General features: G+C 61.8%; 10 protein-coding genes. All 10 read right to left on the bottom strand.

Annotated elements, in window-relative coordinates:
• Window positions 1-6: 6 nt before the first annotated feature.
• The 10 genes from PM2_RS23765 to PM2_RS23720 all read right to left on the bottom strand — a co-directional run bounded on the left by PM2_RS23765 (window position 7) and on the right by PM2_RS23720 (window position 12,218).
• Window positions 7-219, bottom strand: coding sequence for a hypothetical protein (locus tag PM2_RS23765; protein ID WP_016714984.1), 213 nt, complete (start codon window positions 217-219; stop codon window positions 7-9).
• A complete protein-coding gene (locus PM2_RS23760) occupies window positions 216-686 on the bottom strand; it encodes a hypothetical protein (protein ID WP_025754423.1) in 471 nt (156 codons plus the stop codon). Before PM2_RS23760 ends, PM2_RS23765 begins: the two co-directional genes overlap by 4 nt.
• Window positions 687-1,031: 345 nt before the next feature.
• The gene (locus tag PM2_RS23755) at window positions 1,032-1,226 is read right to left on the bottom strand and encodes a hypothetical protein (RefSeq protein ID WP_012271507.1); all 195 of its coding nucleotides are present in this window, start codon (window positions 1,224-1,226) and stop codon (window positions 1,032-1,034) included.
• Between the two features lie 179 nt (window positions 1,227-1,405).
• Entirely contained in the window at window positions 1,406-1,810 is a 405-nt protein-coding gene (locus tag PM2_RS23750) for a TraR/DksA family transcriptional regulator (protein WP_003250099.1), read from the bottom strand.
• Window positions 1,811-2,094: 284 nt separating this feature from the next.
• Entirely contained in the window at window positions 2,095-2,868 is a 774-nt protein-coding gene (locus PM2_RS23745; RefSeq protein WP_003250095.1) for an enoyl-CoA hydratase, read from the bottom strand.
• Window positions 2,869-2,881: 13 nt separating this feature from the next.
• Window positions 2,882-4,009, bottom strand: coding sequence for an acyl-CoA dehydrogenase (locus tag PM2_RS23740; RefSeq protein ID WP_016714981.1), 1,128 nt, complete (start codon window positions 4,007-4,009; stop codon window positions 2,882-2,884).
• Window positions 4,010-4,017: 8 nt separating this feature from the next.
• Window positions 4,018-5,211, bottom strand: coding sequence for an acetyl-CoA C-acyltransferase (locus tag PM2_RS23735; protein WP_028699783.1), 1,194 nt, complete (start codon window positions 5,209-5,211; stop codon window positions 4,018-4,020).
• Between the two features lie 11 nt (window positions 5,212-5,222).
• Complete coding sequence (locus tag PM2_RS23730; protein WP_016714979.1) at window positions 5,223-5,990, bottom strand: SDR family NAD(P)-dependent oxidoreductase; 768 nt, start codon at window positions 5,988-5,990, stop codon at window positions 5,223-5,225.
• 13 nt (window positions 5,991-6,003) lie between these two features.
• A complete protein-coding gene (locus tag PM2_RS23725; RefSeq protein ID WP_028699782.1) occupies window positions 6,004-7,650 on the bottom strand; it encodes an acyl-CoA synthetase in 1,647 nt (548 codons plus the stop codon).
• Window positions 7,651-7,772: 122 nt separating this feature from the next.
• Window positions 7,773-12,218, bottom strand: a complete 4,446-nt coding sequence (locus PM2_RS23720) for an NEL-type E3 ubiquitin ligase domain-containing protein (protein WP_016714977.1) — start codon at window positions 12,216-12,218, stop codon at window positions 7,773-7,775.
• Window positions 12,219-12,269 lie beyond the last annotated feature (51 nt).

The following is a 12,269-nucleotide window of genomic DNA, read 5'->3' as shown; positions in this document are numbered from 1 at the left end:
TGCGCCTCACCTTTGGCTGAGGCGCTGCAGCTCCCGCCGGACCATGGCGACATAAGGCGGTGGGCCGAGCCGGTAGAGCTCACCCGCCACCCAGCTCAGCCAGGTGCTTTGCAGTTCCTCACGCCTGGCCAGCAAACGTTCGGCCTCGGCCACAGCATCCGCCTGATGCTGCCGATGAAATTCGGCCCGCGAGGCAGGTGCATCGTCAGCGCCGGTCACTCACTGGCCTTGAAGGTGGTCAGTTCACCCTTGCGCCATTTGGCAACCTTGCCGGTCACCGCCTTGAGCAACTTACCCAGGCCTTCCTGCACTTGCTGCTGTGCGGCAAACACCAGCATCACGGCCTGGCCCTCACGGAACACGATGCCCTCGCCTTCCGGCACCGAAACGAAGGCGTAATCGCCCACGCCATACACATTCAACTTGATTTCGCGAAAGCGCATTTCCAGCTTGCCACCTTCACGGCTGGGCAATACGGCGGCGCGAAAATGATCACCTACTTTTAGCTCCAGGCGTTGTTTGTCATCGACCACCAGTGCACTTTCGGTGTCGATTTCGGCCATGTACAGGCCTTCTGGATTCTGTTCGGTGACATAGATGAAGCGGCCCTGGAACAGTTGGGCCAATTTACCGCGCAAGTCGCCCAGGGCGAACAATGCATGGGTATCAAGAGTGCTGACTGCCAATGAAGTAATCCTCAACCGGTTACAACCCGCCCTCACCCAAGCTCGGGGAGGCACGGCCATTTCTTATCGATAGGCGAAAAGAGTAATAAAGCGATATACGAAATGTCTGTGCCCGCTGACGATGCAGCGTGCAGGAATCTTTACTATGGTTTGCCAGATTCGCCCTCAACCGAAGGCGTTTGGCTCATTCCCGGCGTGGGAAGCGTGATGCCTGAGATCACTCGCCAGAAAGCGCAACCAAGGAAGCGGGCCTGCAAGAACACAAGGCCTGGCATCCCAAAGCGCATTACTGTAGGACAAATATGCCCGAAAACACCGAAACACGTCGAGAGGCAATAAACATTTTCAGGCTGCCAGCCCTTTCTTCAGTTGTTGCTGCCAGGCGGCCTGGCATTCCAACGCCTCCTCACGGGTGGCAAATGCAGTGCCACGGCGCTCGCCATTGACCAGCACCACCCAGCAGATGCGTTTGCCCAGCGCTTGCAGGGTGGCCGGCACCCCCGAACCAATCATCACAGCTACATCGACTCGGCTATTCATCATTCCCTCCGGAACTTAATTAGCACCCTAACGATATAGCCATGATACGCCTGCTGGTGGCGAGGAAACAGCGCATGCCGGTACAGCAGTGTTGCGCACGGGGCAACAAAAAACGGCGCCAGCGAGAAACGCAAAAAGCCCCAGGGATTGCTCCGTGGGGCTTGGCACCGCGCGCGGGGTTATACCTGGCGCTGGTGGCGGTCGAGCTGCTCGTGGCGCTCCTGGGCTTCGATGCAGTACTTGGTGGTCGGGCTGATCAGCAGGCGCTTCAGGCCAATCGGCTCACCGCTGTCATCGCACCAGCCGAAGCTTTCGTCGGCAATACGGTCCAGGGCCATTTCCAGCTGTGGCAGCAGGCGCTGGTCGCGGTCGATGGCATTGACCAGCCAGCTACGCTCTTCTTCGACCGAAGCCACGTCGGCAGGGTCCGACGGAGTGTCCAGGCCTTCGATGGTGGTGCGGCTGAGCTCGATGCGCTCATGGGTTTCGACTTTCATCGCCTGCAGCAGCTCAGTGAAGAAGGCCAGCTGGTCGGCGTTCATGTAGTCATCGGCCGACATGGCCAGCAACTGTTCCTTGGTCATCGATTTCTCTATGAAAAAATGTGCATTTGGGCGATTCATGTGCCGCCGATGCCTTGGCATCGGCAGCGGAATTCTTCAAGCGCCAACCGGCACTCTTTTACAGGGGGCGGCAGTCTAAGGCGCCACGTCGCGTGGAGCAACTGCAAATGGGGCTGAATTTGCTTCAGGTGCTTACAATCCGCTGGTCGGTGCCAGGGAGGTAGCATTGGGGACGGCCGGGCTGGGCTGGCGCCGGGCGTCTCGAGGTATGCACCTGGAGGCCCGGCTAAAATCCCCTGCCAGCATCAACGGTCCTTGAACTGCGCCTCGCGCTTGGCGATGAACGCGGCCATGCCTTCTTTCTGGTCTTCGGTGGAAAACGCCGCATGGAACACTCGACGTTCAAAGCGCACGCCCTCGCTAAGGGTAACTTCAAACGCGCGGTTGACGCTTTCCTTGACCATCATGCTCACCGGGATCGATTTGCTGGCAATGGTCGCCGCCACCTTCAGCGCCTCTTCCACCAACTCCGCCTGAGGCACAATCCGCGCCACCAGGCCAGCCCGCTCGGCCTCTTCGGCGCCCATCAGGCGGCCAGTCAGGCACAGTTCCATGGCCTTGGCCTTGCCCACCGCACGGGTCAGGCGCTGGGTACCACCCATGCCTGGCAACACGCCGAGGTTGATTTCCGGCTGGCCGAATTTGGCGTTGTCGGCGGCCAGGATAAAATCACACATCATCGCCAGCTCGCAGCCACCGCCCAAGGCAAAGCCAGACACCGCAGCAATGATCGGCTTGCGGCGGTTGGCAATGCGATCGGCATCGCTGAACAGGTCGTCAACGTAGATCTGCGGGTATTGCAGCTCGGCCATTTCCTTGATGTCGGCGCCAGCGGCAAAGGCCTTGGCCGAACCTGTCAGCACCACGCAGCCGATGTTCGGGTCACGCTCTAGCTGGTCCAGGGCCTGGTTGATTTCGCCGACAATCTGTGCGTTCAGCGCATTGAGCGCCTGCGGGCGGTTGAGGGTGATCAGGCCGACCTTGCCGTGGATGTCCAACAGGATGGTTTCGAATGCCATGCAGTCTGCTCCTTCAAAGATTGCGCGCAATGACCATGCGCTGAATGTCGCTGGTGCCTTCGTAGATCTGGCATACCCGAACGTCTCGGTAAATCCGCTCCAGCGGGAAGTCACTCAGATAGCCATAACCGCCCAGGGTCTGCAAGGCATCCGAACAGACCTTTTCGGCCATTTCCGAGGCAAACAGCTTGGCCATCGACGCTTCCACCAGCGCTGGGCGCCCGGCATCACGCAGCGCGGCGGCATGCAGCACCATCTGCCTGGCGACGGCAATTTTCGTGGCCATGTCGGCCAGGCGGAATGCCACGGCCTGGTGCTCGATCAGCGCCTTGCCGAAGCTTTGCCGTTCATTGGCATAGTCGCGGGCCACTTCGAACGCGGCGCGGGCCATACCCACAGCCTGCGAAGCAATACCGATGCGCCCCCCCTCAAGGTTGGCCAGGGCGATCTTGTAGCCTTCGCCCTCCGCGCCCAGGCGGTTGGCCACGGGCACACGCACATCGTCGAAAACGATCTGGCAAGTGTCGGAGGCATGCTGGCCGAGTTTGTCCTCGACCCGCGCCACCTGGTACCCCGGCGAATCGGTCGGCACAATGAAGGCGCTGATGCCACGCTTGCCGGCGTCCGGGTCGGTCACGGCAAACACGATCACTACCCCGGCGTTTTGCCCAGAGGTGATGAACTGCTTGCTGCCGTTGAGTACGTAGTGGTCGCCATCAAGCTTTGCACGGGTTTTCAGGCTGCTGGCATCAGAGCCTGCCTGCGGTTCGGTCAGGGCGAAGGCACCGAGCATCGCCCCCGTGGCCAGCGGGGTGAGAAACTGCTCTTTTTGCTGCTCGCTGCCAAAACGCAGAATCGGCACGCAACCTACCGAATTGTGCACGCTCATGATGGTCGAGCAGGCGCCATCACCCGCAGCGATCTCTTCCAGGGCCATGGCATAGGCCACATAACCGGTATCGCTGCCACCCCACTGCTCCGGCACCAGCATGCCGAACAGGCCAAGCTCGGCCATCTCGTCGATGGCCTCTTTCGGAAAACGGTGTTCCTTGTCCCATTGTTCGGCAAACGGTTTCAGGCGCTCCTGGGCGAAAGCGCGCACGGCGTCGGCGATCTGTTGTTGCTCGTCAGTTACCAGCATGGTTCACCTCAGTACAGGCATTCGACGGCCATGGCCGTCGCTTCGCCGCCGCCAATGCAGATGGCCGCCACGCCGCGGCGCAGGTTGTTCTGGCGCAGGGCTGACAGCAGGGTGACCAGAATGCGAGCGCCAGAGGCACCGATCGGGTGACCCAGGGCGCAGGCGCCGCCGTGAATGTTGACCTTGTCGTGGGGCAGGTCGAGGTGCTTCATGGCCGCCAGGGTGACCACCGCGAAGGCCTCGTTGATTTCGAACAGGTCGACCTCGGCCAGGTTCCAGCCGGTGCGTTTCATCAGTTTGTCGATGGCACCGATCGGCGCGGTCGGGAACAGCGCCGGGGAGTCGGCGAATGCGGCGTGGCCATGAATCACCGCCAGCGGCTTGAGGCTACGCTTCTCGGCTTCGGAGCGGCGCATCAGCACCAGCGCGGCAGCACCATCGGAAATCGAGCTGGCGTTGGCTGCGGTCACCGTTCCGCCTTCGCGGAAGGCAGGCTTGAGCTGCGGAATCTTGTCCAGGCGCGCCTTCGGCGGCTGCTCGTCGTCCTTGATGACGCGTTTTTCCTTACCCTCGGTGACTTCTACCGGCACGATCTCGGCGGCAAAGCGGCCGCTGCTGATCGCGTCCTGGGCACGGGTCAGCGAGGCGATGGCGAACTGGTCCTGGGCTTCGCGGCTGAAGGCATTGGCCTGGGCGCAATCCTCGGCGAAGGTGCCCATCAGGCGGCCTTTGTCGTAGGCGTCTTCAAGGCCGTCCATGAACATGTGGTCGATGATCTTGCCGTGGCCCATGCGGTAACCGCCACGGGCCTTGTCCAGCAGATAGGGGGCGTTGGTCATGCTTTCCATGCCGCCGGCAACCACCACGTCAGCCGTACCGGCCAGCAGCAGGTCATGGGCCATGATCGCGGCTTGCATGCCCGAGCCACACATCTTGTTCAGGGTGGTGCAGGTGGTGTGCTTGTCCAGCCCGGCACCCAGCGCCGCCTGGCGCGCTGGTGCCTGGCCCTGGCCGGCCGGCAGCACGCAGCCGAACAGCACCTGCTCGACGCTGGCAGCGTCGATGCCGGCGCGCTCCACGGCGCCGCGAATGGCCGCGCTGCCCAGTTGTGGCGCGGTCAGGCTTTTGAGGTCGCCCTGCAGGCCACCCATGGGCGTGCGCACGGCGCTGACGATTACGATCGGGTCATTGGCGAGGGTCATGTTCGCTCTCCTTACTTGGCTGCCATGCGCAGTGCGCCGTCGAGGCGGATCACCTCGCCGTTGAGCATGCTGTTCTCGATGATGTGACGGGCCAGTGCAGCGTATTCCTGTGGACGGCCCAGGCGCGGCGGGAATGGCACACCGGCAGCCAGCGAAGCACGCACTTCTTCGGTCATGCCGGCCATCATCGGTGTTTCGAAAATGCCTGGGGCAATGGTCATCACGCGGATGCCAAAGCGCGCCAGCTCACGGGCGGCCGGCAAGGTCAGGCTAGCGATGGCGCCCTTGGATGCGGCGTAAGCGGCCTGGCCTATCTGCCCGTCATAGGCGGCAATCGACGCCGTGTTGATGATCACGCCACGCTCTCCACCTTCATCGGCACCCCCTTCGGCCATGGCCGCCGCAGCCAGGCGTAGCAGGTTGAAGCTCCCTACCAGGTTGACATTGATGACTTTGGCGAAGCTGGCCAGGCCATGCGGGCCCTGTTTGCCCAGCACTTTCTCGGCACCGACGATGCCTGCGCAGTTGACCAGCCCATGCAGGCTGCCAAAGCTGCTGACAGCCGCATCGACAGCCGCTTGGGCCGCTTGCTCGTCACTGATGTCAGCCACAGCGAAGCGGGCGTTGTCACCCAGCTCGCGGGCCTTGGCCTCGACAGCGTGGGCATTGAGGTCGACCAGCATGACTTTGGCGCCGGCTTCGACCAGCATCTGCGCAGTCGCAGCACCCAGCCCGGAGGCGGCGCCGCTGACGATGAAGTGTTTGTTGGCTATCTGCATGATCGGTTTCCTTTCAAGCGCTGGCAGGGGTGGCCTGTTGCGCGTTTTGTTTGGCGACTTCCTGGTTACGCAGGATGAAGCGTTGCAGCTTGCCACTCGGGGTTTTGGGCAGCTCGCTGACGAATTCGATTTCTCTGGGGTAGGCATGCGCGTACAGCCGCTGGCGTACGTGCTGACGCAAGGTTTCCTCCAGCTCGGCACTGCCGTTGTAGCCACGGGCCAATACCACGAACGCTTTGATCAGCTCGGTGCGCTCCGGGTCGGGCTTGCCGATCACCGCCGCCTCGATCACCGCCGGGTGCTCGATCAGCGCGCTTTCCACATCGAACGGGCCAACCCGATAACCGGAGGTGGTGATCACATCATCGCTGCGGCCGACGAAGCTGATGCTGCCGTCCTGGTTCAGCTCGACGGTGTCGCCGCTGAGGTAATACTTGCCAACGAAGGACTTGGTCGGCAGGCCCTGGTAGCCACCGAACCAGCACAACGGTGATTGCTCACGGTCGACAGCAAGGATGCCCGGCTGGCCGGCCGGCAGTTCGTTACCCTGCTCGTCCACCACCACGATGCGGTGACCAGGGATGGCAAAGCCGGCCGAGCCCAGGTGCACCGGGTGCTTCAAACCATGGTGGTTGCACAGCACCATGCCCAGCTCGGTCTGGCCGTAGTGATCGTGAATGGTCACGCCCAGTTCGTCGGAGAACCAGCGGATCACTTCCGGGTTAAGCGGTTCGCCAGCACTGCTGACCACCCGCAGGCGGCCCTTGATCGGCGCCGAGAATTCATTGCCCGCAGCAATCAGCAAACGGTACGCAGTGGGCGAGCCAGCCAGGTTGGTGATGCCCAGCTTGTCGATCACCCGGGCGCAGCTTTCAACACTGAACGGGCCATCGTAGAAGGTGGTGGCGTGCCCTAGCGACAACGGGCCGGTTACGGCGTAATACAGGCCATACGCCCAACCCGGGTCGGCCAGGTTCCAGAAGTTGTCCTCGGGAAGCAGTTCGATGGCATCGCGCATGTAGCCCTGGAACGCGACAATCGCCCGCAGTGGCACTTCCAATGGTTTTGCCGGGCCGGTGGTTCCAGAGGTGAACATCAGCAGGAACGGATCGTTGCCTGAGCGCATCACCGGCTCGCATGCATCCGCTGCGCGTTCCAGGCATTGCTGGAAGTCCAGCTCACCGCTGCGGGCCCTGACGGTGATGATGGTCGGACAGGCCTGCACATCGTCCAGCTTGGCGAGGTTCTGGCTGTCGGTGACGACCACTCGGGCATGGGATTGTTCAAGCCGGTGCTCGATGGCCTTGGGGCCGAACGCCGTGAACAACGGCTGGTAAACCGCCCCCAGGCGCCAGGTGGCGAGGATGGTGACCAGCAGTTCGGGCGTACGCGGCATCAACCCGGCCACCCGGTCTCCAGCCTCCACCCCCTGCGCCTTGAGCACATTGGCAAACCGGGCTGCCTGCGCCTTGAGCTGATCGAAGCTGTAGCGCGCGCTGTTGCCATCGCGGTCTTCGTAAATCAGCGCCAGCTTGCCGCTTCCGGCATGCCGATCACAACATTCGACACAGGCATTGAGGGCTTCGAGGTTGCCATGCAATGCCGCCGTAACAGCATTGGCATGGTCGAACGCACGGGCGGCCTCGGCGTAATCGCGCATCGTCAGACTCCTGGTTTCTTGTTTTTGGAGTTAAACCATCGGTCCAACGATGTTCGCGCCGCTCAAGCGCGGCGGCAATGGCCAAAGCTGTCAATCTGGATGACCGGTTTGGCCGCCTCTCGTTACCCCTGCCCGCGCTCTGCGGCGCGCAGGTAAGACTGGGTGAGCGCCGCGACCAGGCGCTCGATATCGACGCCCTGTTGCTCCCGTAGTCGAGTTTGCTGCTGATCAAGGGCCATCGCCGACAACGCAGGCCGCTGAGCCTGCAGCCGAAGCATGCGCTGCGAGTAGTCTGCACGGATGGCATCAAACATGCGGCCATGCTGCTGGCGCAGGTAACGGTTCCAGAACGCCCGCTGACTCAGGCTATCGGTCAAGTTCTCGATGGTCTGCGCGTGGTTAACCCGCCGAAATGCATCCTCTATCCGGGCCTGTGCAAGCGTGACAGCATCGGGATAGCGCATGGCGTACGGCTGACCAGGCAGCTGCAAACGGCTGCGAAGTCGGACCCTGTAGGCAAGTCCCAATGCCAATTCATCAACGGACTCACCCGCGGCCAGACGCTGCCGGTAATCCTGGCGGGCAATTCCTTCCACCTGATCCAGCCGGAACAGTTGCCGGCCCAGTTCCAGCAGCTGGTTGCTGCTTTCAGGATTGACCGCGTTCGCTTCAGCCTGCGCCTGCCTGACCTGTACCTGCAATTCACTGAACCGGCTGGCGACAGCATCCGAACACGACAGCGGCGCGTCAGCCCATTCGAAAATTCGCCGGCAGAGCACGGGGTCGTTGTCCAGTGCGGCCAGCAATGTCCATACTCCGTCAACCAGCGCAACCCGTCCTTCGCCAGCGCCCGTGTAGTCAGCCGTCATTTCCAGGCGAGCCAACAACCTGAAGAACCCACTGCTATTCGCTTGCGCCAGCAAACGCTGCCACACGGCCTCTCGCGTCGCCCGAACCGCCGCATCCTCATGCTCGGCCAAAAGCGTGCGAGTCCGGGTGAGGTCAAATGTCCATGACTGCTCAGGCGAGTGCCGATGCTCCTCGATCACATCGAGCGCGTAAAATCTACGGAGTTGCATGGGCGACAAGGGGTTGCGCTCTATCAGAATGGCACGCCGAACCGCATGCGGCATCTGCTGGATTTCCGCCGGCACCTCACGCAATTGGTTGTCGCGCAGGTCAGCACACTCAAGCAGGCCACACAGCTCCAGGCGTCGCGGCCAGGCGTCGAGACGGCAATGGCGCAGGTTCAGGCTTCTCAGTCGGGAGAGATGATGGAAGCTCATGTCCAGCGCTTCCAGCCGGTTGTAGCTGAGGTCAAGATGCGTAAGGTTTGGCATCCCATGCAGAATACCGATTGCCTGGGCGTCAAGCCGTATCTGGTTACGCGCCAATCTGAGCGTTTGAATACCTGGGAGGTACGCAAGCACCGTCGGCATGCGCATCAAACCGTTGTTGTTGAGATTCAGGTGCGTCAAGGCCGTGAAAGGACGAAGGAAATCGACCGGAATGTCAGTGACCAAAGTGTCGTTCACGCTGAGCAGGGTAATGCGATGGAAGTCGATTTGTGGTGGCAGTGCCGGCAGCGTACGCAAATGCAAACCGCTCAGCGACAAGCGCTGCTCCTGTGTTTGCTCTTGACCGGTCGAGACAGGCTCGCCCTGCAGTCGCCAGGCGCGCAATATGCTGTCGGCCGTCAACCTGCGTGCGGCTTGCCGCCCCTCCTGCAGCTCGGCACTGACCCAGCGGTTCAGGTGCTGCATCAGCTGATCATGGTCATCCTGCAGCGCCACGAGGCGCTCCAGCACGGGCTGCGCGCTTTCCTGCAAACGCGCCAGCTCCACGTCAAGCGCGGCCTCATCCAAGCCAGGATAAAGCGATCGTAGCTGGTTACGAACGATTGCCCGCTCATCGCGGGGCGCAGCTGAAGAGCGGCCACTGAGCGTGTAACCCACGCGCCCGTCCTCCAGGCGGTGCCCTGGGTTGAACCACGCACCCTGCTCCGGCCAGCCGAGCATGCGTGCAATCCCCCAATGGGTACCGGGTAACCGCTCCAGAAGCTGCGTACGCAGTTGGCCGGCCAAACCACTGCCCATCAACTGCATCGCCGCGCGCTGTTCAGACGTGAGGGCGGCAACGAGTGCCTCGAAGATACAGCCCGGCTCGCCGGGCGGAACCGCTTGTTGCTCACCCAACCCGTTGTAGATCTGAAACCTGCCTTCATGGCGGACCAGTACCCTTTCCGCCTCGCTCTGCCCGCCGCTACCGAGGTGCTTGACAGACCGTCCATCAAACGCGCTTTCACGCAAGTCGATGTCGAGCTGCTCAAGCTCGAAGGTATCCAGCAACGCAAGGGCCAGCGCGCCTGTGACATCGCTATAGGCTGTGCTCAGATACAATCCGGCCAGCCCCCGGTTCAACCGCGCCAGGCGCAGGAGCGAACGGGCGTGCTTCGTGCAAGACAAGGGCAAGCGCTGCTCGACCCGCGCCATTTCGTGCTCAAGCTCACCTGCCTGGCCGGCCAGCTCGTTTATGTAGGCGGCCGGCAGGCCAGGGAAGTCCCGTTTGACCAACAGGCTCAAGGGACCTTGCACAAGCGGCTGCTCTGTCAGGTGGGCAAACAGCTGCGGGCGCAACTCGGCCTCGTGCGCCAGTAACTGCTCCAGCCCCTCCCCAACGTCTGGCCGGCCTTCACTCCAGGTCAACAGCTCACTGTCGGATGGCATCAATGCCTTCAGCCGAGCGCGCTCGAAAAATGTCTGAATACGCGCATGTGCCTGGAAGGCGCGCAAGCTTTGCCCGAGGTTCACGGGGGCCGGTCGGTTCTCCACCAGCACCCCGCGCAACTCATCTTCATCCATATCGGCGACCCGCAGTATCTGCTCGGCCTGATGCGCATCGACAGCGGGATGCTGTGGCCACAAAGCATCCAGCATGTGTGCAGGATCCTGCCAGCCAAGCGGTTGCTCGCGCATCAGGCGCCAGCCACGCTCACCGTTGTGCAACACCACCGGCCCGTAGCCACCCTCACCCGCGGCATGACGCAAGCGATAGGGGCCGCCAGCGATCGGCTGATGCACTTCATGATAGCGCCCGTCAATGCGGACCCAGCGACGTTCATCCTCACCATACCGTCCCTCTTCCAGCAGACCGATAGAACCCGGCATGGAGCGATAATTCGTGGGATCGAAATGCCATAGCCGACCGCGCCCATTCCCAAGGCTTACCGGCTCCAGGCGCGCGACAAACGCACTGCGCACAAAACTGACCGCCGCCACTGTCGCAGCCGTGGCCGCCAAGGTCTCGGCCACCCCTAGCAAATGCTCCAACGCTTCATGTTGGTGCCCGCTCGACCAGTCCCTTATCCCTTCGAACACTTCCGAGCAGGTCTGGGCAACCAACTGACCCAACAACAAGGCGCCCACGACGGGAATGAACAATCCGGCGAGGTTTATCAGGTCCAGACCCGCAGCCTTCCATTGCGCGTGTCTGGCGCTTATGGCCTGGCTATCAGCGTCGGCGGTTGGTACCAGCAACAAGCGGGCATCATTCTTGACCCTGTGCACTTGCCGGGTCGCCAGTTCCGTGAAAATCCCCCCGCCCGGTGCCGTGCCTTCAAGCGCCAGGTCCGGTAGTGCGTCCTTCAGGCGCATGCCAAGGGTGCTGACGAAAGCTGCACGGTGCTCGATGCTGATCAGCTGCGTGAAGTACTGCCAGTACGATGGCTCCTTCAACAGCGATGCCAGCATGCTGTTCATGGCGGTTGCATCGTCGAAGAAACGCAGCGCTTGCCGAGGATCACTCGCCAGGTAAAGGACGATACCCCGTTCATTCCCTGCCTTGTCACGCAGGTGAATCAGCAACCCGTCGGCCACAGGTTGCCCTAGCGCCTTCAGCAGCATAGGGTCACCCGTCAATCCTTGCTGTCGGTGTGGCTCACCGTGGTCCACCACCTCACGCAAGGCGATCTGTACATCGGCGCTTATGTTTCCCTGCAAAGCTGCAATTTCGGTGGCCAGTTTCAACCCCGAACGTTTGTCTGCAGCCAGCATCGCTTGAGTAGCCGGATGAAAGATCCTTTCCAGCTCGTCCTGATATTTCTGGCCAACGTCCAGATCGCGACAAGCCGCTATCAATGCGTCCAGCGATGCGTTCAACGGCTTATCGCTGCCTGGCAAAACCAGCCCGGTACCTGTGTAGTAACTTGTATTCGCAGCGAAGTTGCGCATCAGCCGCAGCAACCCGTTTTCACGTGTCTGGCTGTACGCATACGTCTGCTGCAATGTGCCTGACAGTGTGCCGAAGCGCGGAGCAACCCTCAGCCATTCGAGCTGGGCAAAGGCCTGCCCGTCAGGCAACGGTGCATCCAGCAGTGTCATCAGGTGCTTCTCGGCAAACGGCTGGAGCGGCAGTAGCTCGAGCGTGAGCCCACGCAAGCGCGCTTGACTGGCATGATGCGCGTTCAGGCTAGTACGCAAGGTATTGATCTGGCCCTTTGAAGCGCGTTTGAGCCACTCAGGTAATCTGGCTGCCATGAATTGATCGTGGCCAGTCGCGTTGGCGATCATGGTTGGTTCCCCAGCTATTGGACGAAGCCAACCATGTTGCTCAAGTGCCCG

The sequence above is a fragment of the Pseudomonas monteilii NBRC 103158 = DSM 14164 genome (assembly GCF_000730605.1).
Lineage (GTDB): Bacteria > Pseudomonadota > Gammaproteobacteria > Pseudomonadales > Pseudomonadaceae > Aquipseudomonas > Aquipseudomonas monteilii.
The sequence above is the reverse complement of the archived record's forward strand: the minus strand, read 5'-3'. Positions and strand labels throughout refer to the sequence as shown.